Below are 24,175 nucleotides of genomic sequence, written 5' to 3' on the forward strand. Positions count from 1 at the left end.
CCGGTATCGACGGATGAGGCGGAGGCCCGCCCAAACCGGGCCTCCGGGTCGGGTTCAACCCTTCATCGGCTCCAGCATGCCTTTATGGCCGTTGACATTCATCGAGGTGCAGGTGCCGGCGGGGACGGCCTTCCAGGCATTGCCCTGGTAGTCCATGGTCGAGGTGCCGGCGCAGGTGGTGCCGGGGCCGGCTGCGCAATCGTTCTGCCCCTTCAGTGCGATGCCATAGCACTTCTCATTGCCGACCATCTTTTCCGGGGCGAGCGGTGCGGCGAAGGACGCGGATGCGATTGCACTGGCGAGCGAGCCCGCGAGGGCGAGCGTGAGCGTGGAACGGTTCATGGATGATCTCCTCTTTGACATCCGAGGCCGGTGATCGGCTGCGGTATTTCTGTATTCGTTTGGAAACCACTGATGTTACGGTCCGCCGAGAACACGAGTTCGTGATTGCCCCCAGAGAAACAGCGTGTACAGGCAGCCATCGCACTCAACTTGGGAATATCGTTGTGGGTTGGCCACAGATGAACGCCTCCGATTGCCGTAGCATTGTCGTGGCCAACTGATGTTGCTCGGTCCTCGGCCGCTGATATTTTTCGATTCTCCCAATATTGCCAAATGTCACGTTTCGAATATGCCTGTGGCTTTGCGGAGGGACTTGCATTGACGCAGCTTTCGAACGCCCGCGCTTCATTCTTCGAACTGATCGTTGTGATCGGACTCTGCGTTCCCGTCAGCGCTCAAGCGGCATCGGCGGGCCAGAACGAATGCGCCGGCCGCTCCTCAGACATCATCCGCCTTGCCTATCCCGGTGCCACCAACGCCGACGACGCTTTTCTTTTCGGGGGCGCAACCATCACATTGCCGACAGACGACAAAGTCGACGGCGATCCGCGTCGGGTGATTTGCCGGATTTGGCCAACTCAACCGCAACTGACGCTTGTTGCTGTCCCATTGATGACAGAGCAGTCGGAATCGGAAAACGAGGGTGACATCGAACTACTCGTGGTCGACAGCACCAATCTTCATGTAAAGCAGCGCCTGCGTCTTCAGGGGATTATGTCCGACGATGCCATTCATGTAGAAAGCGTCGCCTTCGATACCGCACGTTATCAACTCGCTCCTGGGAAAACGGCTTTTGGATTGCGTGTTACGCTGGAAGGTAGTTCGCGCGCCAATCCATCCGGCGAGACGACCTTATGGCTCTTCTCAGTCGACGGTGATGGGCTGAAACCGGTTCTCGACAATTTTGTCGTCAGCGAGAACCACGGAGAATGGGATACCGCCTGTGCCGGTGAGTTCAACGAAACCACGCGCACGCTTTCAATGAGTTCACCAGCAAAAGGCGTGTTCGCCGATATAGTCGTAGCCGAAAAAACGACCACTTCCGTCGCCACGCTCGGAAAGGATGGTGACTGCCAGAGCGAAGACAAAACGACGATTGGCAAACATAGGCTGCGTTACGACGGATCGAAATATGACGTTCCCAAAGATCTGAAGCGGGATGAGTAAGAGGATGTTGATCCAGGCCGGGTGACGGCCGCAATGACCACGCTAAAATCGATCACCCACTGCGATAGAGCGCCGCGTGTCCGACAGGACGCTCTATCGCGTGAATTGGCGCGATCTGCCCTTCGCCGCTGTCGGCTCAGAAAGGATAATGCTGGGCGGAATCCTCTACCGTGATCCAGCGCAGGTCGGTGAATTCGGCGATTGCCGCCTTGCCGCCGAAGCGGCCATAGCCGCTGCCCTTGACGCCGCCAAAGGGCATTTGCGCCTCATCATGCACGGTCGGGCCATTGATGTGGCAGATGCCGGATTCGATCCGCGCCGCAACCGCCATTGCCCGTTGGACATTCCGGCTGAAGACGGCAGACGACAGGCCGTATTCGGTGTCGTTGGCGATGCGGATTGCTTCTTCCTCGCCGGAGACGCGAATGATCGGCTTCACCGGACCGAAGGATTCTTCCGCATAAACGCGCATCTCGGACGTGACGTGATCGAGCAGCGTCGCCTCGACCACGGTGCCCGAGCGCTTGCCGCCGGTAACGAGCTTTGCCCCCTTGGCCGTCGCATCGGCAATCAGCTCCTCCATTTTCTTCGCTGCGTCGAGGCTGATTAGCGAGCCGAGAACGACATGGCCGCGCGGGTCGCCGGCCGGCAGCTGGCTGGCGCGGGCGGCCAGTTTGGCGACGAACTGATCGGCGATCGTCTCGTCGACGATGATCCGCTCCGTCGACATGCAGATCTGGCCCTGATGCATGAAGGCGCCGAAAGTGGCGGCATTGACGGCACCGTCGATATCGGCGTCATCGAGGACAACCAGCGGCGCCTTGCCGCCGAGTTCGAGGAGGGCAGGCTTGAGATATTTGCCGCAGGTCTCGGCGATGATCTTGCCGACCTTGGTCGATCCGGTGAAGTTCACGCGCTTGACGGCCGGATGGGCAATCAGCGCAGTGACGATCTCAGGCGCATCCTCCGGCGCGTTGGTAATGACATTGATGACGCCGGCCGGCAGGCCGGCTTCGGTCAGTGCGGTGGCGATCAGCCGGTGCGTGCCGGGGCATTGTTCGGAGGCCTTGAGGACGACGGTGTTGCCGCAGGCGATCGGCATGGCGATGGCGCGGGTGGCGAGGATGACGGGCGCGTTCCAGGGAGCGATCGCCAGGCAGACGCCCGCAGCCTGGCGAACGCCCATGGCGAGCGTGCCGGGTTTGTCGGAAGGAATGATTTCGCCTGATATCTGCGTCGTCATGGCGCCGGCCTCGCGTAGGATGTTGGCGGCGAGCATGACATTGAAGCCGGCCCAGGGCGCGGTTGAGCCCGTCTCCTCGATCATCAGCCGGGTAAACTCGCCGACTTTGGAATCCATGATATCGGCGGCCTTCATCAGGATCGCGCGGCGCTGGCCGGGGCCGGTCTTCGACCAGGCGCCGAAAGCAGCGCTGGCTGCGTCGACGGCCGCGGCAACATCCTCCAGGCCTGCTGCGGCGGCCCGGCTTGCGAGCTTCTCGGTAAAGGGATCGATGCGGTCATAGGTCCGGCCGCCGGAGGCCGCGCGGTCTGCGCCGTTGATGAGGAGGGAAATATTCATCGGAGGTCTCCTTGGGACAAGAACTAGAAGCCGAGGACTTCGGCGTTGATGGAAGCTTCGAGGCCGCCGTCGACGGCAAGATTGGCGCCGTTGATCCAGCGTGCGCCATCCGAGCAGAGGAAGAGCACGGCAGGCGCAATATCGGCGGAGGTGCCGGCGCGGCCGACGCGGGTAATGTCGCTGTCGACCCTGGCGTCGCCGAGTACGGCGCGGAACTGCTTGAGGATCGGCGTTTCCACCGGCCCGGGGCTGACCGCATTCACCCGGATGCCGCGGTTCTTGAACAATGGCTGATGGGCTGCCCGTATGGTCCAGAGCAGCAGCAACTCCTTGGAGAGCGGGTAGCCTTCCTCATCCTTGAGATCGTGCTCAGCGACAACCGCCGCCACTTCGGGAAAACCGTCGATCCCGGCCAAGGATTTTGCCCGCTCGAGATTGGCGCGCCAGCCATAGCCGGCGATCGAGGCGACGTTGACGATGGCCCCACCTTCACGCAGGCGGGGCGCCACGGCTTCCGACAGGGCGCGAAGGCCATAGAAATTGACGGCGAGCGTCGAGACGACACCGGTGTTGCCGGAGAGGCCGGCGACATTGGCGAGCGCGTCGAGGCGCGCCGGAAGCTGCGCGACGATCTCGGCAACGCCTGATGCCGTCGAGAGATCGCCCTTGATGAAGGCGGCACTTCCACTGGCAGGCTCGCGCACATCGACGCCGATGACATCGGCACCCATCTGGCCGGCCAGTTCCGCCGTGCGGGCGCCGATGCCGGAAGCGACACCGGTCACCAGGATTGTTTTACCAAAGAGCATGAACGTCACCTTTCGCGAGAGAATCCGGACGCAAGCCGGCTCATTCTTCCCATTTGATTTTATTCAATTTCAGCCGGTAGCCGACCGGCAGAAGTTGAAAATCGAAGCGGCGCTCGACTTCGCCCCAAAGGCCGCGCGGCAGGTAGAGCGAGAAAATCAAGGCCGTGGCGCCGAGGCCGATCAGGTACCAGACGCCGGCTCCGCCGAAGACGGTCTCGATCGCGAAGAACAGGATGGCGCCGAGGATCGCCCCTTCGAACTTGCCGATCCCGCCGACCAGCACCATGAAGATCATGTAGGCCGTCCATTGAACGCTGAAATAGGTCTTCGGCTGGAAGGTCGTGGCGGTCGCCAGCCACAGGCCTCCGGCAACCGCGATGCCGAAGGCGGCGAGCACGAAGAGCAGCCTCTTGGTTGCGATCACCCGCACGCCGAGCGAGGTTGCCGCCTCCTCATTGTCGCGGATCGCCTGCATGGCCGCACCGGCGCGGCTGCGCATCAGCATGAAGAGGGCGCCGAGCAGAGCGGCCATGGCTATCAATGCGAGCCAGTAGATCGTTGCCCGCCGCGTGCCGCCGTCATAGACGTTGAGCGAGATCAGCGAGGTTCCCGTTTCCCCCTGGATCAGCCGGTCGAGGTTGACGAGCAGATGGGCGAGTTCTGCTATCACCCACATGCCGATCGCGAATTCGCCGCCCTTCAGGCGCAGCATGAACAGCGAAAGCGGGATCGACAGCGCGCCGGTCACGACCGCGGCGGCAAACAGCGCGACGAAGGGATTGAGCCCCGCATCCGCAAGCCGGATGGTGAAATAGGCGCCGAGGCCGAAGAACACCTGCTGGCCGACCGAGACCAGCCCGCCAAAACCGGCAAGCGCATTCCACATGGCGGCAAGGATCACGTAGATGAACAGCGCCGTCATCCGGTCGATCGCGCCGGCGCCGAGCTGGGCGGGGGCAAACATCAGCAGGGCAAGCACTGCGGCCATGCAGCCGAGCGCCACCCGCGACGATTTCGTCCAGCGTTCTATCGATATTCCGTTGGAGGCAAGGGTCGCGTTGGGGCTCATGTCGGGCTCCGGAGACGGGTGCGCAGTTTGCGGGAGGCGGCAAGTTTGTCGAGAACCGGCATGCCGAACCGGGACAGCCTGACGAAAAGCACCAGCAGGAACACGGCATGGCCGCCGATCAGGAAGCCTTGCGGATGCAATTGGGCGCCGAGCGATTGGGCAAGGCCGAGAACGACGCCGCCGGCAAGTGTGCCCCATAGCGATCCCGCTCCGCCGATGACGGCCGCCTCGAAGGCGAAGAGAAGCTGCGGGCCGCCGGAATAGGCGCTGAAGGTTGCCCGCATCCCAAGAAAGGCGCCGGCGATGCCGACCGTGACCATGGTGATCGCGGTGGCAACGGCGTTGACCCTGCGGGCATCGATGCCGACCAACCCCGCCGTATCGGGATCTTCGGCCGTGGCGCGGATGGCGCGACCAAGCGCAAAGCGGCTCAGGAAGAACTGCAGCCCACCGAGAATGAGGACTGCCGTCACCATCATCATGACGGCAAGCTTGCCGACGTAGATGTGGCCCGGCAGTTGCCAGGATGCATAGGACAGGTTGCCGATAAAAGGCGCGAGCGAGCGGGTGTCGGCGCCGAACTGCTCGAACAGCAGATTGTCGATGACGATCGACAGGCCGAAGGTCGTCAGGATCGGCAGCAGCGTGCCGCCGCGGGCGCTGCGCTCCAGAATGAAGCGCTGCAGCAGCCAGCCGGCGGCCGCCATGATGGGCAGCACGATCAGCAGGCCGGCGAAGGGCGGAATGCCGGCTTTGGCGGCGAGCAGCCACAGGCCATAAGCGGCTGCGACCGCCAGGCTGCCATGCGCGAGATTGATGATCCGCATGACCGAGAACATGAAGGACAGTCCGCAGGCGATAACGGCGTAATAACCGCCCAGCAGAATGCCCTGGAGCAGGGTATTGATCACGATGCACTCCTTTCGCCGGCTGTTCGGTGCAATCCGAAATAGGCTTGGGTGACATGTTCGCGCGTGGCGGCGGCGGCCGGCCGGTCGAGGACGATGCGTCCTTCCAGCATGCAGATGACCCGGCTTGCGACGCTCATGGCGCGGGCAAGATCCTGCTCGACGAGCACGATGGTCGTTCCCGAGGTGAGCAAGGCGTGCAGCTGGGCGTAGACGCGATCAACGACCAGAGGCGAGAGCCCGAGCGAGACTTCATCCAGGAGAAGAATGTCGGGATTGCTCATCAGGGCCCGGCCGATCGCGGTCGCCTGCTGTTCCCCGCCCGAGAGATGCCCTGTCTTGGCGTGCCGGCGGGGCTTCAGGTTCGGAAAGGCGTCGAGGACGCGGTCGATATCCCATTCGCCCTTGCGGCCGGAGCTCTTTCCTAGAAGGAGGTTCTCTTCCACCGTCATCTGCGAAAACAGGCGCCGGCCTTCCGGCACCAGGGCGATGCCCTTGGCGATCCGCTTGTGGGAGGGGACGGCGGCCAGATCTTCGTCGTTGAGAAGGACGCGCCCGGAGGATGGCAGATGGGCGCCTGCGATCGATCTGAGCAGCGTCGTCTTGCCGGCGCCGTTTGCACCGACCAGCGCCAGCACCTCGCCTTTGGCAAGATCGAAACTGACCTTGCGCACCGCCTGGAGCAGTCCGTGACGGACGTCGAGGTCGCGGATGGAGAGAAGGTTCATGCGGGTGTCCCTCCGAGATAGGCCTTGACAACCTCCGCATCGCTCATGACCGTTTTCGGTTCGCCATCGGCGATGATCCTGCCGGCATCCATGCAGATCAGCCGTTCGGCCACCTGCAGGAGGATATGAACGATATGCTCGATCCAGACGATGCCGATGCCGCGGCGGCGCAGTTCCAGGATGGTTTCCACCAGCTCGCTCGCCTCGCCATCCGTCAGACCGCCGCCGATCTCGTCGAGCAGCATCAGCCTCGGCTGCGTGGCAAGCGCACGGGCAAGCTCCAGGCGTTTGCGGTCCAGCAGGCCGAGCGTGTCGGCTGGGCGGTTGGCGACTCCAAGCATGCCGCAGAGCGAAAGCGAATCCACCACGCGCTCATAGGCCTCGTCGCGGCTTGCGGCATTGCGGTGCGATGCGGCGACGAAGACATTTTCGAAGGTCGTCATGCCGCCGAAGGGCTTGGGAATCTGATGGGTCCGGACGAGCCCGGACCGGCAGCGTTCCGCCGCCGTCCGGCGCGTGACGTCGACGCCGTCGAAGGTGATGCTTCCCGCATTCGGCGGGAAGGCGCCGGCGAGCACGCTGAGCAGGGTCGTCTTGCCGGCGCCGTTCGGCCCGACAATGCCGATCGCCTCGCCATCGCCCATGGAAAAATCAAGATTCTCCAGCACCACCAGCGCGCCGAACCGCTTGTGGATCCCTTTGGCCGAGAGAAAGGCTGCCCCCGGCCGTCTTTGAGCTTCCCTCTGCAGCACTGTTCGTTACCCGTTATAGGCGGTGAGCTTGGCGCCGACCGGGACGTTGGGGTCGGTGGCGTTTTCGGTGACGACGTAGTCGAGCGCGAATTTCGAACCCTCCGGCGCCTTCACCCATTGCGTGCCGATGATCGGTCCGGGAGAGACGTTGGCGACGGGACCGCTGGTGAAATCGACCTTGCCGGCGATCGTCGTGGTCTTCAGCGTGCTGATCGCCTTGGCGACGGCCTCCTTGCTCTTGACGTCGGTGCTGGCCTTCAGCGCATCGAAGCCGGCGTCGAGAAGGGCAAGGCTGGCGCCGAGCTGCTGCGTCCACTGCTTGCCGCTTGCCGTTTCATAGCCGTCGGCGAGTTCGGTGCCGGAGACGCCCGTCAGCGTGGATTTATAGGGGAAGGCCTTGTGCCAGTAGGCGGCGCTGCCGATGTTCAGGCCGAGGTCGCCGAGCGCCTCGATGTCGGAGGGAAAGAGGCCCGTCTTGGCGATCTGGCAGATCTTGATCTGCTGGGTGAGGCCCTGCTGTGCGGCCTGACGCCAGAAGGCGGCGAAGTCAGGCGGTATCGGGAACGAGTTGAAGATCTCCACGCCCTCCTGCCTGAAGAGAGCGATCTGCGCGGTAAAGTCGGTGGTTCCGGTTTCATAGGCTCCGGGATCGACGATGGTGAAGCCGGCCTTGGCGAGCGCCGGCGCCAGATGGGTGCGGATCGCATTGCCGTCGGCGTCGTTGGGATACATGACGCCGACCTTCTTGTTGGTCTCGATCAGGTTCCACTGCGAAACATAGGCCTTGTGGAACTCTTCGACGCCGAAGCCGAAATGATAGGTCCACTTGAACGGCGAGGGTGCGCCCGGCTTGGCGCCGCGGCCGAAATACCAGGCTTCCCAGGGCATGACGGTCGAGAGGCAGGGAATGCCTGATGCTTCGCAGGCGTCGGCCACCGGATTGATGGTTTCGGGCGTCGACACGGCGAGCATCAGGTCGATCGCCTGGTTGTTGATGAGATCCTTCGCCAACTGGCCGGCGCGCGAGGGATCGGACTGGGTGTCCTGGTCGAGAATATCCACCTTCCAGGTCTTGCCGCCCGCCTGCAGCCCGTTCGCCAGCGCCTTGCGTGCCAGTTCCAGCACATAGCCGTCCGTCTCGCCGAAGCCGCCGAGAGGGCCGGTGCGCGGGCTGATGAAGCCGACCTTCAACGTATCGCCGCTTTGAGCGAAGGCCGTGCGGCCGGAAAGCGCCAGCGCCGCACCACCCGCGACTGTCGATGCGATGAAAGAGCGGCGGCTCAGCGATGCCGCGTTGAATTTTCCGCTGCGGAAAATGCCGTTCATGAAATCATTCCTCCCTCTTGATCGGGCCTCCCAGCCCGTTCCCAGTGTTCATTTCGGCCGATCAAATTCAGATCGGGTAGTGCCGTTTTCCCGAGGCCATGGTGATCCATCTGAGCTCGGTGAATTCATCGATCGCCGCCTTGCCGCCGAAGCGGCCGTAGCCGCTTGATTTGACGCCGCCGAAGGGCATTTGCGGCTCGTCGGAAACTGTGGCTTCGTTGATGTGGCAGATGCCGGATTCGAGCCGCATGGCGACGGCAAGTGCGGCATTGACGTCGGCGCTGAAGACGGCGGCCGACAGCCCGTATTCATTGTCGTTGGCAACCGTCACGGCCTCATCGACGCTGCCGACCCGGACGATCGCCGCGACCGGCCCAAAGCTCTCCTCGCGGTAGATACGCATGGCAGGCGTCACATGATCGATGACGGTCGCATCCATCAGCGTGCCGTTGGCCTGGCCGCCGCAGACGAGCACCGCGCCCTTCTGCAGGGCATCATCGACCAGCGACCGGACGCGGCGGACGGCCTCAGTGTTGATCAGCGTGCCGAGCGGCGTATTGCCATCCTTGGGATTGCCGGCGACGAGGGTTGCGGCTTTCGTGCGGAATTTGCCGACGAAGCCGTCGGCGATCTCGTCCATCAGGATGATCCGCTCGGTGGACATGCAGATCTGGCCCTGGTTCATGAAGGCGCCGAAGGCGGCAGCGCGCACGGCCTCGTCGATATCGGCGTCGGCAAGGACGATGAACGGCGCCTTGCCGCCGAGTTCGAGCAGGCAGCGCTTGAGATGCCTTGCGGCGGATTCGGCAATGATCCGGCCGACACGGGTGGAGCCGGTGAAGTTGATGCGGCGCACGGCGGGATGGGCGATCAGCGCATCGACGACGGCGGCGGCATCGCTCGGCGCATTGGAAACGACATTGACGACGCCGCGCGGAAAGCCGGCGTCACGCAGGGTGTCGCCGATCAGGCCATGGGTTTTCGGGCAGAGTTCTGAGGCCTTCAGCACGACGGTGTTGCCGCAGGCAAGCGGCATGGCGACGGCGCGGGTGCCGAGGATGATAGGCGCATTCCAGGGGGCGATGCCGACACAGACGCCTGCCGGCTGGCGGACGGCCATGGCAAGGCTTCCCGGAATGCCGGAAGGAATGAGCTCGCCGGATATTTGCGTGGTCATCGCCGCCGCCTCTCGAAGAATATCGGCGCCAAGGCCGCAATTGATCGCCGCCCATTGCGCGGTGGCGCCGGTTTCACCGGTCATGGCGGCAACGAGTTCGGGGGTGCGGGCCTCCAGGATCTCGGCTGCGGCATTCAGGAGCCTGCGCCGTTCGCCCGGGCCGGTCTGCGACCATTCCGGAAAGGCAGCTGCTGCCGCATTGGCTGCCCGCGTCATGTCGGCAATGGACCCAGCCGAGGCGATCGTTGCGACATCGCCGGTCAACGGATCGATGCGTTCGAAGGTGGCCCCTTCGGAAGCATCCATCGCCTCATTGTTGATCATCAGCTTTGCCGAAAACACTGTTCCACCCAATTCGCCATGTGTTGGTGCCACGCATTGGCGCCATGTGCTGGCGACACTTGCCGCTTTGCATTGTTGCCATGGGAGAAAACGAGCGGACGCGGCGCCACGAGGGCTGCCAGACCGTTCCTGCATTTGTTGAAGAGCCTCCTCCCAAAGGCTGATGGAGAAAAGGTTACGCCGATCTGGCGCGGATGGAATGCGATTTATTGGGTTAATATTGTAATTATCCGGTGATATCAGCATTGTTTGACTTGGGGAGCGGAGGAGAAGCGTTGGCGACGGACGGAGGGATTCATCACTATGCCAGGGGCGAGTGGCACGCTCCGTCGCTATCGCATCGGCGTATCCGTTTTCAAAAAGGACTCTATGCCGATTTCCACCATTTCCTGCTGCTCGGCGGGGGGAGTGGGGAGCTTCACTTCGACAATGGCGAACATCGGCCGCTGCACGGACCGCTGCTTGCCTTCCTGCCGCCGCAGGCGCGATGCGACCTGTCGATATCAGCCGGAACCGCGGCTCATCTGGTCGGCGCTTCGCCGCAGATCATGGTCGATGCGATCGGCGACAAGGTGGAATCCTATTCGCTGCGCATCTTCACCGAGCAGCGCAAGCTGGTCGAGGCATTGGATCCCTTGACGATCACTGAAATCAGCCCGCTGATCTCGGGCTTCGTGCGGGAACTGGGCGATCCCTCCCGCTCCTCCTGGATGGTCGCTTCCGCCTATATCAGGCTCATCCTGATGGCGCTTTGGCGCGGTTCCGATGGCGAAAGAAGCGAGCAGCGCGGACAGGGCGAAGTGGGATCGATCCTGCAGAGGTATCGGCAACTGGTCGAGGCCGGTTTCCGCCAGCACCGGCCGATCAGCGATTATGCCGCGGAGCTCGGCGTCACAGCCGACCGGCTGCATTCCACTTGTCAAAGGGCGCTCGGCCGCTCGCCGATCCAGCTCCTGCACGAGCGTGTGGTGCAGGAGGCAAAGCTCAGATTGGAGCGGTCGGCCCGCAATATCCAGGAAATCTCCGACAGCCTCGGCTTTCGCGACCCGACCTATTTCAGCCATTTCTTCAAGCGCAAAACCGGCCTTTCACCCGCCGGCTACCGTGAGATCGCCCGCGCCTCGGCCGGCTCGGAAAACAGCATGCTGTCCTCAGGCTATGCCGATTGGCCTTAGGTTCGGGGGCATTGGTCAAAGCTGGAATTTGCCTGTCCTGGATTGCAATCATGCCGACTTGGAATCCCAAGGCGGCGTGGGACTGCAATGCGCCAATTGCAGTCATGGGAACCAGTTGCGGCCTTAGATTGTATTTTGAGATGGGATGATTAAATAAGCGAATAACCGAAGGAGGACACAGGTGGCGCTATTAAGGTACGTTTCAATCTTTGCAGCGGCCTACTTTCTGGTGGCGCTCATAAGCATGGTGATTTTTGGAGAACCGCGGTGGGGAGGTTGCTTTATACTTCTGCTGTTCGCCGAGTTTTCCCATCTCTTTACCGTTTGGTTCAACTTCGCATTGCGCGGAAAATAGCGCCGACGGTATGGCATCTTTGGGCCGAGAGCGGTCGAAGCATCACACCAGCTTTGCGACAGGAGCAGACGTTACTTCAAGTGCATGCTGAACAACATGAGTGCGACGAGCGTCACCAATATTGTGATCACAACGCGCTCTACCCATCGCATAAACTTCGACTTGGATAGGTGACCCGATAACGCGTCGCTCAAAAGCTATTCCAAGAAACAAAAGCAAATTATTCATCGCGTCTCGATCTGGCGGCTGGGCCTAAAGTGCCATCTCCTGCACTCATTACAGCTCCCACAAGGACCGATTTCACAATCCTCCCAAACACCCGGGTTTGATCTCGCTCGTTTGTAACCGGGCATTTACCAGCTTTCAATCTGAACGAACCCTCATCTTGGAAGCTGCGGTTGTTTTGCTTACAATCAAATTACTAACAAGGGTTGCGCTTATTGCTCTTCATTAAGATAGGATTTCTTGTTGCTCATGTTGCCGTGGTCGCAGCCATCTTCACTCTTCGCGACAGCGAGCATCTGTGGGTGCTCGGCTTGATGTTTGCCTGGTATTGTCTCGCCATGTTTGGCTCCATCGCCGCCATACGGCTTCACTGTAAAAGATCGACCCGGCGGGGGAGCCGTTACCCTAGATGCAGAGCCATTCATTTTGGAACCAGTCATCCTGCGCTTATGCTGTTGCCGGGGAACAGCTCTCAGTCTTGCACCTACCCTCGAAGCGCAACGATCTCGGTGGACATCTAAGATGACAATCCTCATTCGGTTGCTGAGGATCGCGCTGGTCACAATCCTGTGCATAGTCTCTTTCGCGGCATTGTTTGAATTCTTGAACGCCGTTCCGACACAACTTTCTCTCCCCGATCATCCTCAGGGAGGCGTCGCAAATCCGAGAGGTTCGCTGGTTGTCGATGCGCTTGTGTGGGGAGTGGTATTCCGTGCGCCGGGCTATCTCTTCAATGGCACGATCCCGTTGCTGATCGTTCTGGCGGTGACAGAATGGAAACCGGCGAAGAGTTGGAGATGGTATCTCACCATCTGGATCATCGCCGGGCTGCTGGCAACGGGTATCCCCGTCAATGATCCCTTAAGGCTTTCAGCCGCGCTGCTTGCGGCTGCTGCAACTGGCTATCTTTACTGGCTTCTCGCCGGAAAATCAGCAGGTGATTGGCTGCAGGCCTGGCGGATGCGGGAACCTAATGCTGGCCGCACGCTGCTGAATTACGCCGCCTATGTCGTCCTGGCATATCTCGGTTACCAACTTTCCGGCTATCTCTACCATGGCGGCAAACTGCTCTGGGTCAGTTCTGGTCCCGAGCCTGACCCCGGAACGCCTCCATTTCATGTCAGATTCGAACGAGAAATGACCGCGTCTCAGAAGGTCGCCATGATGGATTTTCCTGATCCAGCTTCCTGTCTCAAGGAGGCAGAGACGGATGACCTGTCGACAGATCGCCTAAAGGAGATGGACTGGGATCGGATAGACAATGAGGACGAAGCGGAGGTCTGTATGTTCAGACTGCTGGGTTCCTACGAGAACTTATCCTACGCAACCGACTGGTTCGAAGCGCAAGGCTTTGACGTGCCCCCGAACTTCAGTAGCGCTCGCCCTTACATAGAGTCGGATGGCACGCAGCGGGTTACCGGCGGGTATTCGATCCGAAAGAACGGCCCCAAATTTCCGACTAAGGGCGTCATTCGGCGGGCCTTTAGATCAATACCATATGGCATGTCCGTTGATGCGACGTGGTCGAAGGACGGTAAGCAGTTGCTGTGGGTGAAGACGGGGTTCAGCACTCTGTGAGATGAGTGGCAATGATAATTGGGACCTGGCTACAGGGGGAACAAAGAAATGGACAGTTTGCTTTTCTTCCTTGGAGACATCCTCAGCGAGTGGCTAACGGGCAATTCATCGAAATCGGTGTTTATGCGTTGGGTGGAGCGCATAGTTATCGCGGTGGTAATCATGCTCATCACCCTGGTGCTGTTTTACATGTACCGCACTTGACGCCCGGCATTGGCGTTGGGGGCCACAGAGTTGAGCCACAGGTGGATTTACAGCGGACCTGAATAGGAAATTTGATGCCAAGATTTTCTAATGCAATCATATGTCTTTTGGCGCTTTGGGCTGTCTCCGCTGAGAAATCATCCGCAGCCATGTGGCTTGTCAGGGGGCCAGCCAATACTAGCATGGCTGCCGACCCCGCCTGTAAAGGTCGCGACATGGAGCGCAGCGCGCCTGACGACAATCATCTGTGGATTGACTGCTGGATTGGCGAAAAGCATGTCACGCTTTTGATCTCTTCGGTCGCGCCTTTCGTTGCAAAGGACTTCACCTACAAAAATGCCGCCGCGATGTTTGAGAGGATTACCGCCGGAACAGAATGGTCGGCATTCAAGGACAAGGTTAAGTTCATAGGCGGTTCGTCTTTCCAAGGTTTCGAGCCTTTCGCTCAAATGAGATTGATTGGCAGGCTATGTGACGTCGGGAAGCAATGCGCGACCGCACAGGAAAGAATCGTTGCCCTCAAGATGCTTGGAACTTCCAGGGTGACGGTTTCGCTGATTGTGATGGGAGACGTCGAGCAAAAAGACTACATTGTGCATGGAAAGCGCGTTGCAACTTACCGGTATTTCCCAGACCCCATTGCTACCATGGTTGATACCTTTAACTTTGCGACGATTCAAAACCCGCCGTTCTAAATGGATGGTCATCGTCGAACACGGAAATCTCACCTCGCTCTGCAACCGCGGCAGCCGTGACGTCTATCGTGTCAGGCGATAGCGTGGGGCTTCAATCGCATCCAATGATCTGCCTACATGAACGGAGATCGAGCCTTTCCCTTGTATCCGGTCTCCTATCAGCCTTGGTGGTGGATACGAGGGGTCTAAACCGTGCTTCAAGAATGCCTGCATCCATAAGACTCTGCTTCTGAACAGGTCGGGATCGAGCTGCTCCGGAATGATGGGGCACCTAAAGCTCGTAGTACGTCGGGCGGCAAGCGGCTTCTTCCAAGCTGAATGGCGGCTCCGATAGCGAGAGAAGCGAGCAGCTCGGTCAGGGGGAAGGGGGATCGATCGGCCCGCAATATCCAGGAAATCTCCGGCAGCCTCGGCTTTCGCGACCCGACCTATTTCAGCCATTTCTTCAAGCGCAAGATCGGCCTTTCTCCCGCCGGCTACCGCGAAATCGCTGCGCTTCGGCCGGCTCGGAAAACAGTATGCTGTCCTCAGGCTATGCGGATTGGCCTTAGGCTTGGTCAAAGCAATGGCTTGCCAATCTTGGGTCACACAATCATGCTGCCGGAATTGCAAGCCGCGTAGGACTGCCATGCGCCAGGAGCAGTCGTTGCCCCGGCTTGAAGGAATGACCGATTTGGGGCCGACGGCGGACCGTCCGCTGCGAGGACACCTAGCACGAAAGCGGACATGCGAGGCCTCGGTGCGAAGGTCCGGGATCGGCCCGGAGCAGTCGTAGACCACGAGTATGACGTACGGCTCGATTTGGCGCTCATCGCGGACGTCGCGCACCGACGCCTTCTCGACGCGAGTTAACCGGAAGTTCGCGTAACGACGGTGCCTCTCGCTTTCACAGGGAGGGGCCATGGGTGATTAATTTCAAAGCCAAGAGCCCGTAGGTCGATGGACGAACGGGCTTTTTGCAGCGGATTGCCGTCACGAAAGGGCGGCGGTTGAACGATTGCAGTCTATCCAGACGATTTCGACGGGCGTCGCCGAAAGAGCTGATCCCAGATGTCGTACCCCGCAGGGACAACCCCGATCAGCAGTGCAGCGGCCAAATCGAACCGTGGAACAAACGCCAGGATGACCGCGCAGAACGCGACAAGCGTCACGAATGCAAATATCGCAAAAAACCGGCTTCTGTTCATCGGTCTATCCTTTCGGAATGGGCCAGACACTGCGTCATCTCTGTACTCCATAGAGTAGATTCGGCAGCATGTAGACGATGCTCGGGAACAGATAGATGACCACCATGCAGAGAATGACGATCAACATATACGGCATCATGCCGCGGAAGATGTCGGTCAGTTTGACATGCGGAGGCGAGACGCCCTTCAAGTAGTATGCCGACATCGCCATGGGTGGTGATAGGAAGGCCGTCTGCAGGTTGATTGCCACGAGGATACCGAAGAACAGCGGATCGATCCCGAAATGCGGCAGCAGCGGAATGAAGATCGGGATGAAGATGACGATGATTTCAGTCCATTCCAGAGGCCAGCCGAGAATGAAGATGATGATCTGGGCCAGGATCAGGAACATCAGCGGCGACATGTCCAGGCCGGTCACGAAGTCACTGATGAACTGTTGGCCGCCGAGATAGGCGAATACCGATGCGAAGGTCGCCGAACCGACGAACAACCAGCAGACCATCGCGGTCGTTCGCGCCGTCAGATACACCGACTCCTTCAGTCGCTGCCAGGTCAGCGCCCGATAGGCCGCAGCAAGCGCCAGTCCCCCCAATGCGCCGATTGCGGCGGCTTCCGACGGCGTTGCCAGGCCAAAGAGAATGGCACCCAGCACCGCAAGAATCAGAAAGGCGAGCGGCGCGAAGGATGTAAGCATCATCCAGGCGAGTTGGACCGGCGTGTGCTCGCCCACATCTTCTTTCGTTGGCCGCGGCGCCAGTTGCGGCTGCAGGATTGCTCGCACCACGACATAGATGAGATAAAACCCCGCCAGGGCGAGACCGGGCAGGAGCGCCGCCGCATACATTCGGACAACCGAGATCCCGGAGGTGGCCGCATAGACGATCAGCAGGATGGAAGGCGGGATCAGGATCCCGAGCGTGCCGCCCGCGCAGATCACGCCCGTCGCGTAGCGCACGTCATACTTTGCCTTCAGCATCGCTGGTAGGGCGAGCAGTCCCATCAACGTCACCACGGCCCCGACGATGCCGGTTGCCGTGGCAAAGAGTGTGCAGGTGACCAGGGCGGCGACCGCCATCGAGCCGGGCACCTGGCGCGTGACGCTGAATAGCGTCGAGAACAGCCGATCGACGATGTTGGCTCGCTCGACGATGTAGCCCATGAACAGGAACAGCGGGATAGCCGTCAGCACGTCGTTCTGGATGACCGAGTAGGTCTGGTTGACGAACAGATCGAAGATCCGGTTGTTGAAGAAACCGCCGATCCAGGTCTGCGCCAGTGTAGCGGCATCGCCGCCGGTTTCGAGCGCGCGGTCATAGCCGCGCCACATGCGGCCGGCATCGTAATAGGCATAATATCCGAAGCCGACACCCAGAGCCATCAAGGTGAACGCCACCGGGAAGCCGAGGAAGATGGTGAGGATCAGGATGAGGAGCATCCCGACGGCAATATGTGCATCCGTCATTGAGCGTCCCGATCCCGTGGTTCACGTCCAGCGTCAAGTTCCCGTGACGGAAGGAAACCCTCGTCCTCGGACTTGAGCACGTCCAGGCTTTTTGTTTCCAGTAATACCTTTTCCAGTTCTTCGACATCTTCGGCCTGCTTCGGCCATTCGCCCGTCCTTATGCAGAGAATGCAGCGGAAGACCTGCGCCACGCCCTGCAGGAACAGGAGAATGCCGGCAGCGACAATCACGGCCTTGAACTGGAAGATCGGCACACCGGCGGGACTGTTGGAACTGACCTCCAGGTAGCCCCAACTGCGTGCGGCATATTTCCAGCCCGAGAACACCAGCGCGGTTATACCGGGAAAGAAAAAGATGAAGTACAACACCAGTTCCAGCCTGGCCTGGGTGCGCGGTTTCCACAGCCGGTAGATGAAGTCGCCGCGCACATGGCCATCACGCGAGAGGGTATACGCTCCCGCCATCATGAAGATCGTTCCATAGAGCATGTAGCTCAGATCGAAGGCCCAGGGGGTCGGCGCGCGAAAGAGGTAGCGTGCAACAACCTCATAGCCGACGCCGAAGGCCATGATGAGTATCCCCCACGCGAACATCTTGCCGAACCACGCCGACAAATCGTCGGCGAATGCAATGTAACGGAGCATGCAAGCGCCTCCCTAACCTGGATGAGGGACGAGGCCCGGAAATACCGGGCCTTCCCCATCTATTTTCCGAGGTTCAATTTTCCGGGGAAATAGTGCTCATAGGCGAGTGCGAGATCGGCGGAGTTCATCAATTCGTAGTACACGACCCTCTCCACCCACTGCCGCTGACTGTCGAGCACCTTCTTCATGAACGCATCCGCTTCAAGCGTGGGGATGATCTCATCCCAGGCCTTCAGTTGCGCATCCAGAATTTCCTTTGGAGTGCGGTGCACGGTCACGCCATGTTCGGCCTGGAGTTTTTGAAGGTCGCTTGAATAGTTGTCCATCGCGGACGCTGTTATCGCCGTGCTTGCTGCCTCCACGCCATATTCCAGGATCGCCTGCAGATCTTCGGGAAGGTCGTCAAACACATCCTTGTTGAAGAGGAACTCGAAAGATTCGCTCGCTTGATGGTAGGACGACAGCATGTAGTTCTTGGCGACATCCTGCGAACCAAACCGTATGTCAGAGGAGGGATTGTTGAACTCGAAGGCGTCGATCACACCTCGCTCCATTGCCGGCACGATCTCGCCGCCCGGAAGTTGAGCGACGCTCATGCCCATATTCTGCATGAGATCGGCGGCGAGCCCGACCGTACGATATTTGAGGCCGTTGACGTCGTTCACGGTCGCGACCGGGTTCTTGAACCAGCCGAACGGCTGCGCGGGCATCGGGAAGCCATAGAAGCCGTAAAGGTTCAGCCCCATGATGTCCTGGGTGAGTTCTCGGTAGAGATCCTTGCCGCCACCTTGATGGAACCATCCGAGCATGGTGGTTGCGCTGCCGCCAAATACCGGCCCGGTACCGAAGAGGGAAGCTGCCTTGTGCTTTCCGTACCAATAGACTGGAACGGTGTGGGCTGCGTCGATCACGCCATCGTTGACGCCGTCGAGCACCTGAAACGCGCCGACGACCGTACCGGCAGGCATTAGTTCGAACTTCAGGCGTCCGCCGGACATTCGTTCGACCCGTTCGACGTACAGGCGGGCAAAATCCATCCAGATGTCCGACGCGGGCCAGGATGTTTGCATTTTAATGACGGTGGGTGCCTGGGCCAGCACCGCCGGGGCGGCAAGAGCCCCAACTGCGGTTACTCCAACGAGCGTAGAGGCTCCCAGCAACTCTCGACGCGATACAGCCTTTTTGGTCATTGTTCTTCCTCCCTGGATTGTAGTCGAATTCTCCCTGCATTTCCTGGTAGTCTGCTAAGTTGAACAAGAGGCCTCCCAACCTCTTCGCGATCAGTATCAACAACTGATTGTTCTCATTTGTCAATTATGCACACTTTTTGCAATTCTGACAGACGTTCAAGTGTTGTTGATCACAGCTTGGGGCTGTGGTCCAACGTCCAAGGCACAGTACCGCTGCTCCGCGTTATCCGGACCACCTCAGCTTAGAAAGAAAGAGCTGCTTTCGCCCGTCGACGATGAACTGGAGCCATGTGCTGAACTGGAACCATGTGCTCGTTCTTGATCGCCTTCGTCCCAAGTCGATTAAGCCGACGAGAGCCGACGTCCACACATGGCGCACAGACGTCGTCTCGCCAAACCAATGCTATGGCCGCTTTCGGGGAGCGGCAACAATTGCCTCTATGACCGAGAAGAGGCGCGAAGCTGCCGAACGCTGATTGCCTAATGAAAGTCCAAAAAGGGCCGTTAGCGGAAACCGCTCAAGTTGGCTTGACCTCGAAGACCACGCTCACGACAGCGCAAAAATCCTCACCTCCCGCCCGATGCCTTGAAGCTCCGCCATCCGGGAGGCCGAGGTGATGCCGCTGTCGCGCAGGATCTCTGAAACCTGGGCATCCCCGACAATCGCCTCCGTCGTCATGATCACATTGGGATCGGCAAGGCCCTGGACGCGGGAAGCGATATTGACGGTCTGGCCGAAGTAGTCCTGCCGGTCGTTCAGATTGACTGCGAGGCATGGTCCCTCATGGATGCCGATCTTGAGCAGAAGATCGTCGCTGCCGTGTTCGGCATTTAGCCGAAGCATCGCCTCCCGCATCCTGAGTGCCGCCGCCACTGCGCGGTCCGGGCTCGGGAAGGTCGCCATCACGGCATCGCCTATGGTCTTGACGACCGCTCCGGCCTCTGTGGCGACGATCTCGTGAAGAACCCGGAAATGCGCTCGTACCAGATCGAAAGCGGCAAGATCTCCGACGCGCTCGTAAAGCGCGGTCGAGCCCCTCAAGTCGGTGAAGAGGAACGTCAGGCTGGTGATCTTGAGGCGCTGGTCGACGTCGAGCGTGTCGGTCCGATAGATGTCCCGGAAGCTCTGGTTCGTCAGCAGGCGCTTGGCGGTCAGGAAAGCCTGCCTGCGGCCCAAGAGGTCGTGCAGGTCATCGCCTGCGATGCAGACGTTCGGCACTACTCTGCGATCGGTGTGGTTTTCGAGCGTCAGCCGCAGTAAGCCGGGGCGGAGGGTCAGCGTTTCGTTCAGCGCCTGCGTCCGGCTGATGATCATCGAGAGGGTTTGACGTTCGTCGGTGGGCTCGCCCTGCACGTCGATGAACTGCGCCGAGTGTGTGACCGCATCGAAGATGATGACGAATTGCGCCGGCAGTTGCAGGGAGACGAAGGCCTTCTCGCCCGGATCCAGCTCGATCATCTCCAGCTGGATGCGCGCCAGCCTCGCTTCGAGATCGTCAGGCAGGTCGACCCCGGAGCTGAAGAAGATCTGGCGGTAGTACTCGAGCGGCGACAACCGATCGGGATCGTGAGCGGCAATCCTGCGCACGCGCGGGCTGACCGTAAACGTGACCTCGACCATCTCGTCGAGGGTCGGCTCGTATCCGGCCGCGCAGAGCGCGCAATGGTACGTCTCATGGACGACGGTTTTGAGGGTTGCGCCGCTGTCGAGGACGCCGCCGCATCCCGGGCAAAGGACATTCCAGGTCATCTCGAATGCGCCTATGCGGGCTGCATGGAGAAATGCGGCGATGGTTTTCTCTTCATCGAGATCGTGCTTCTCGGCGAAAGCGAGCGCATTGATGCGATTGAGCTCGCGATCCGAGCCATGCATGACGACGTTTTCGATGCACTCGACCGTCTGCGGGTCAGCCGCCTGTCGCAGGGAGGCAAAAAGGACGTCCACTTCGCTCATTAGACAAGTCTCCGTGTGCAGAACCCACGGCGGACGACGCCAGGACAGGGATCATAACACGGGAGTTTCCCAATAGAAATCTATCGGCCTGGGTGCTGCTCGCTTCCGGAGCGAAACGGCTTCACTTCCCCTTGTATATCCGCTTCAGCGCCGTCAGCAGCGCATCCATTTCGTCGCGCGAAAACAGCTCGATGAAACGCTGTTCATGCCTATCGATCAGCGCGCGTGCCCGTGCGAGCATTGCGTCTCCCGCCTTCGTCAGATGAAGTTCCTGGCGGCGGCGGTCCGCCGCGGAGGGCCGGCGCTCGATCAGGTCACGGGCTGCCAGCCGGTTGACGAGGGCCATCATCGTCGCCCGGTCGGTGCCGAGCGTATTGGCAAGGTCGATCTGCGATGCGCCCGGATTGCCGGCGACGAGTTCCATCACCGCCAGCTGCTTCTGCGTCAGCGCCAGCGCCGCCATGGTTTCGGCGAAGTCGCGATAGACTGCGACATGCGCCATGCGCAGATGAAATCCCAGCAGATCGCCAAGCCGGCCGACGTCGAGGCCCGGCGTTGCGGGGGCATCTTCGCCCTCGAAATCGTCCTGCGTTGGTTTTGTGCTCATCGTTCGTTCTCGCCTCATCCAGGGTCATAACCATCAAAATCAGCAGGTTAGTCAATATCCGTCGTGCGGATTTCCCCACGCCATTGGAGCGATCGGATTTGCCTTAAACAGCCTCTTGCATCACAGGAAAAAGATATTAGTATGTGTTACATACAAATTTGATGCCTGCGGCGGGGAGCGGCGGGCATGGGAGGAGAACATGGCGCATTCCTTTTCCGGGATGGCTTCGTCGGCGGATTGCGGACTGGTGACGGATGATCCGATCCTTTACCGCGCCCGCGTCGCACCAGGCCGTCCGGCCCTGTTCGAGATCGCCACCGGCCGGCAGCTCACCTATGCCGAACTCGATGCGCGGATTGCCTGCTGCGCCAGCTTGCTGAGCGATGTGCTCGGAGCGCGCCGCGACGGGGCGCGTGTCGCCATGCTGGCGCGCAATTCCATGGATTCGATCGTGCTTGCCTTTGCCTGCCAGCGTGCCGGCGCCGTTTACGTGCCGCTCAACTGGCGCCTCAACGCCGCCGAGCTGCGACCGATCCTTGCCGATTGCGCGCCGGCCCTGCTCGTTCACGACGAGGAGTTCGCGGTAACCGTCGCCAGCGTCGCGGGCGCCGATCCCGAGATGGCGGTGATATCGACGGCCGACGGTTCGGCCGGGCTCGCCGCGCGGATCGAAGCGAGCCTTCCAGCCGCTCCGGTGTCTGTCGATGCCGATCGCCCCTGCGTCCTTCTCTACACCTCGGGCACGACGGGACAGCCGAAGGGCGTTATCATCACCCGCCGCAACGCCTTCTTTGCCGCTATCAACTTTTCCGTCGTCGGAGAGATCGGACCAAAATCCGTCGCCCTGTGCGACCTGCCATTCTTCCATACTATCGGGCTGATCGCGGTGGCGCGCACCACGTTGATGCTGGGCGGCACGCTTGTCGTCTCCGACCGCTTCACGCCGGCGCGCACCCTTGCTGCCCTTGCCGACCGGCAGCGTGCCGTCACCCATTATTTCGCCGTGCCGCAGATCGCGCACGCCTTGCGCAACGATCCCGCCTATAGCGCCGCGGCTCTGGCCGGCCTGCATGCGCTTTTCGTTGGCGGCGCGCCGCTGACGCAGGCGCTGATCGAAAGCTATCTCGATGACGGCGTGGCACTGGTCAACGGTTACGGCATGAGCGAGGCCGGAACGGTGCTGCACGTGCCGATCGATCGGCGCGCCGTGCAGGACAATCCAGGCAGCGTCGGTCTGCCCGCGCCATTGCTCGACATTCGTATCGTCGGTGAGGACGGCCGCGAGGTTGATGAAGGCGAGATCGGCGAACTCTGGCTGCGTGGTCCGGCAGTGACGCCGGGCTACTGGAACAAACCTCAGGAAACCGCTGCAGCCTTCACTGACGGCTGGTACCGCACCGGCGATCTCGGCCGGCGCGAAGCGAACGGCTTCTATCGCATCGTCGACCGGCTGAAGGACATGTATATCAGCGGCGGCGAGAATGTTTATCCCGCCGAGGTCGAAGCAGTACTCGCAAGTCATCCCGATATCCTCGACGCGGCGGTCGTCGGCATTCCCGATATCCGATGGGGCGAATGCGGCCTCGCCTATGTCGTGCTGCGGCCGGGTGTTGCGGCAACGGGCGATGAGATCGCCGGCCATTGCGCAGCAAGGCTCGCCGCCTTCAAGCGTCCGGCCCGCATCCTCTTCGTCGAGGCCATTCCCCGCACCGCCTCCGGCAAGGTGCAGAAACATGTCCTGCGCCGGTTCCATTCCGACGAAACCCTTCAACGACAGGCCCTGTGAAGCGGCCCCGGCACTCACGCCGAAACCCATGGAGTAACCTCATGACTGAAGACAAATCGCCGGTTCTGGTCGAATTCGACAACGGCATCGCCTTCGTGACCCTCAACCGCCCGGAAAAGCGCAATGCGATGAATCCGGCCCTGAATGCCCGGATGCTCGAGGTGCTCGACGAGCTCGAGGGCGACGAGCGCTGCGGCGTCCTCGTCCTGCGCGGTGCCGGCGAATCCTGGTCCGCCGGCATGGATCTGAAGGAGTATTTCCGCGACAATGACGAGAAGCCGCGCGATGCGACGCTGAAGGCGCGGCGGCAGTCCGGCGGCTGGTGGAGCCGGCTGATGTATTTCGAAAAGCCGACGATCGCCATGGTCAACGGCTGGTGCTTCGGCGGCGCCTTCACGCCGCTCGTTTCCTGCGATCTCGCCATCGCCGCCGAGGAGGCGAATTTCGGCCTCTCCGAGATCAATTGGGGCATTCTGCCGGGCGGCAATGTCACCCGCGCGGTCGCGGAAGTGATGCGCCATCGCGATGCTCTCTATTACATCATGACCGGCGAATTGTTCGGCGGGCGCAAGGCCGCGGAAATGGGTCTCGTCAACGAGGCCGTGCCGCTTGCGGAGCTGGAAAGCCGCGTGCGCAAGATCTGCGCCAGCCTGCTCGAAAAGAACCCGGTGACGCTGAAGGCCGCCAAGGACACCTACAAGCGCGTGCGCGACCTGCCCTGGGATCTCGCCGACGATTACATCTACGCCAAGCTGGAACAGATGCTGTTCCTCGACAAGACCAAGGGACGCGACGAGGGGCTGAAGCAGTTCCTCGACGACAAGACCTATCAGCCGGGGCTCGGCGCCTACAAGCGCGGCCGCTGAGGACGAGCCCGGCTCGCCGGGGCCGTTCGCGAGCCGATCATCGGG

Annotated in this window: 21 protein-coding genes and 1 pseudogene; 8 read left to right on the top strand and 14 right to left on the bottom strand. The window is 60.7% G+C overall.

The annotated features are described in order from the left end of the window. Positions 1–54: 54 nt before the first annotated feature. A complete protein-coding gene (locus RWK44_RS00775; RefSeq protein WP_168281209.1) occupies positions 55–342 on the bottom strand; it encodes a BufA1 family periplasmic bufferin-type metallophore in 288 nt (95 codons plus the stop codon). 318 nt (positions 343–660) lie between these two features. Here RWK44_RS00775 and RWK44_RS00780 point away from each other — a divergent pair, with 318 nt between their 5' ends. Then, the gene (locus RWK44_RS00780) at positions 661–1,509 is read left to right on the top strand and encodes a hypothetical protein (protein ID WP_316028208.1); all 849 of its coding nucleotides are present in this window, start codon (positions 661–663) and stop codon (positions 1,507–1,509) included. A 136-nt stretch (positions 1,510–1,645) separates the two neighbouring features. On the opposite strand, the gene RWK44_RS00785 is transcribed toward RWK44_RS00780, so the two are convergent. The 8 genes from RWK44_RS00785 to RWK44_RS00820 all read right to left on the bottom strand — a co-directional run bounded on the left by RWK44_RS00785 (position 1,646) and on the right by RWK44_RS00820 (position 10,214). Further along, the gene (locus RWK44_RS00785) at positions 1,646–3,091 is read right to left on the bottom strand and encodes an aldehyde dehydrogenase (RefSeq protein WP_316028209.1); all 1,446 of its coding nucleotides are present in this window, start codon (positions 3,089–3,091) and stop codon (positions 1,646–1,648) included. 23 nt (positions 3,092–3,114) lie between these two features. After that, positions 3,115–3,900: a coniferyl-alcohol dehydrogenase gene (locus RWK44_RS00790; protein ID WP_316028210.1), complete on the bottom strand. Its 786-nt coding sequence runs from the start codon at positions 3,898–3,900 to the stop codon at positions 3,115–3,117. Between the two features lie 40 nt (positions 3,901–3,940). Further along, a complete protein-coding gene (locus RWK44_RS00795) occupies positions 3,941–4,969 on the bottom strand; it encodes a branched-chain amino acid ABC transporter permease (RefSeq protein ID WP_316028211.1) in 1,029 nt (342 codons plus the stop codon). After that, the gene (locus RWK44_RS00800) at positions 4,966–5,880 is read right to left on the bottom strand and encodes a branched-chain amino acid ABC transporter permease (RefSeq protein WP_316028212.1); all 915 of its coding nucleotides are present in this window, start codon (positions 5,878–5,880) and stop codon (positions 4,966–4,968) included. The genes RWK44_RS00795 and RWK44_RS00800 overlap by 4 nt, the downstream gene beginning before the upstream one ends. Further along, positions 5,877–6,605, bottom strand: coding sequence for an ABC transporter ATP-binding protein (locus RWK44_RS00805; RefSeq protein WP_316028213.1), 729 nt, complete (start codon positions 6,603–6,605; stop codon positions 5,877–5,879). Before RWK44_RS00805 ends, RWK44_RS00800 begins: the two co-directional genes overlap by 4 nt. Beyond that, positions 6,602–7,357 (bottom strand): ABC transporter ATP-binding protein, encoded by a 756-nt coding sequence (locus tag RWK44_RS00810; protein ID WP_316028214.1) that lies wholly within the window; start codon positions 7,355–7,357, stop codon positions 6,602–6,604. Before RWK44_RS00810 ends, RWK44_RS00805 begins: the two co-directional genes overlap by 4 nt. A gap of 6 nt (positions 7,358–7,363) precedes the next feature. Further along, positions 7,364–8,683, bottom strand: coding sequence for an ABC transporter substrate-binding protein (locus RWK44_RS00815; RefSeq protein WP_316028215.1), 1,320 nt, complete (start codon positions 8,681–8,683; stop codon positions 7,364–7,366). A gap of 67 nt (positions 8,684–8,750) precedes the next feature. After that, on the bottom strand, positions 8,751–10,214 hold the full coding sequence (locus RWK44_RS00820) for an aldehyde dehydrogenase (RefSeq protein ID WP_316028326.1): 1,464 nt from the start codon (positions 10,212–10,214) through the stop codon (positions 8,751–8,753). Positions 10,215–10,477: 263 nt separating this feature from the next. Between RWK44_RS00820 and RWK44_RS00825 the strand changes: the two genes are divergently transcribed. From RWK44_RS00825 to RWK44_RS00845, 5 genes and pseudogenes are all read left to right on the top strand, one after another. Further along, entirely contained in the window at positions 10,478–11,377 is a 900-nt protein-coding gene (locus RWK44_RS00825) for a helix-turn-helix transcriptional regulator (protein ID WP_316028216.1), read from the top strand. Positions 11,378–12,479: 1,102 nt separating this feature from the next. Further along, complete coding sequence (locus tag RWK44_RS00830) at positions 12,480–13,535, top strand: hypothetical protein (RefSeq protein ID WP_168281190.1); 1,056 nt, start codon at positions 12,480–12,482, stop codon at positions 13,533–13,535. A 48-nt stretch (positions 13,536–13,583) separates the two neighbouring features. Beyond that, positions 13,584–13,739: a hypothetical protein gene (locus RWK44_RS00835; RefSeq protein ID WP_168281187.1), complete on the top strand. Its 156-nt coding sequence runs from the start codon at positions 13,584–13,586 to the stop codon at positions 13,737–13,739. A gap of 74 nt (positions 13,740–13,813) precedes the next feature. Beyond that, positions 13,814–14,434, top strand: a complete 621-nt coding sequence (locus RWK44_RS00840; RefSeq protein ID WP_222010871.1) for a hypothetical protein — start codon at positions 13,814–13,816, stop codon at positions 14,432–14,434. A 369-nt stretch (positions 14,435–14,803) separates the two neighbouring features. After that, positions 14,804–14,985, top strand: a pseudogene (locus tag RWK44_RS00845) (helix-turn-helix domain-containing protein); the annotation flags it as partial. 670 nt (positions 14,986–15,655) lie between these two features. Here the strand turns inward: RWK44_RS00845 and RWK44_RS00850 are convergent. The 5 genes from RWK44_RS00850 to RWK44_RS00870 all read right to left on the bottom strand — a co-directional run bounded on the left by RWK44_RS00850 (position 15,656) and on the right by RWK44_RS00870 (position 21,478). Next, positions 15,656–17,083 (bottom strand): TRAP transporter large permease, encoded by a 1,428-nt coding sequence (locus RWK44_RS00850; protein WP_316028217.1) that lies wholly within the window; start codon positions 17,081–17,083, stop codon positions 15,656–15,658. After that, the gene (locus tag RWK44_RS00855) at positions 17,080–17,727 is read right to left on the bottom strand and encodes a TRAP transporter small permease subunit (protein WP_168281180.1); all 648 of its coding nucleotides are present in this window, start codon (positions 17,725–17,727) and stop codon (positions 17,080–17,082) included. Before RWK44_RS00855 ends, RWK44_RS00850 begins: the two co-directional genes overlap by 4 nt. Before the next feature lie 59 nt (positions 17,728–17,786). Next, entirely contained in the window at positions 17,787–18,917 is a 1,131-nt protein-coding gene (locus RWK44_RS00860) for a TRAP transporter substrate-binding protein (RefSeq protein ID WP_077976770.1), read from the bottom strand. Between the two features lie 547 nt (positions 18,918–19,464). Further along, complete coding sequence (locus RWK44_RS00865; RefSeq protein WP_316028218.1) at positions 19,465–20,871, bottom strand: adenylate/guanylate cyclase domain-containing protein; 1,407 nt, start codon at positions 20,869–20,871, stop codon at positions 19,465–19,467. A 121-nt stretch (positions 20,872–20,992) separates the two neighbouring features. Beyond that, positions 20,993–21,478, bottom strand: a complete 486-nt coding sequence (locus tag RWK44_RS00870; protein ID WP_316028219.1) for a MarR family winged helix-turn-helix transcriptional regulator — start codon at positions 21,476–21,478, stop codon at positions 20,993–20,995. A gap of 199 nt (positions 21,479–21,677) precedes the next feature. Between RWK44_RS00870 and RWK44_RS00875 the strand changes: the two genes are divergently transcribed. Further along, a complete protein-coding gene (locus RWK44_RS00875) occupies positions 21,678–23,264 on the top strand; it encodes an AMP-binding protein (RefSeq protein WP_316028220.1) in 1,587 nt (528 codons plus the stop codon). A gap of 41 nt (positions 23,265–23,305) precedes the next feature. Then, the gene (locus RWK44_RS00880) at positions 23,306–24,130 is read left to right on the top strand and encodes a p-hydroxycinnamoyl CoA hydratase/lyase (protein ID WP_131662594.1); all 825 of its coding nucleotides are present in this window, start codon (positions 23,306–23,308) and stop codon (positions 24,128–24,130) included. Positions 24,131–24,175 lie beyond the last annotated feature (45 nt).

The organism is Rhizobium sp. 25PS6 (assembly GCF_032464655.1).
GTDB classification, from domain to species: Bacteria; Pseudomonadota; Alphaproteobacteria; order Rhizobiales; family Rhizobiaceae; genus Rhizobium; species Rhizobium laguerreae.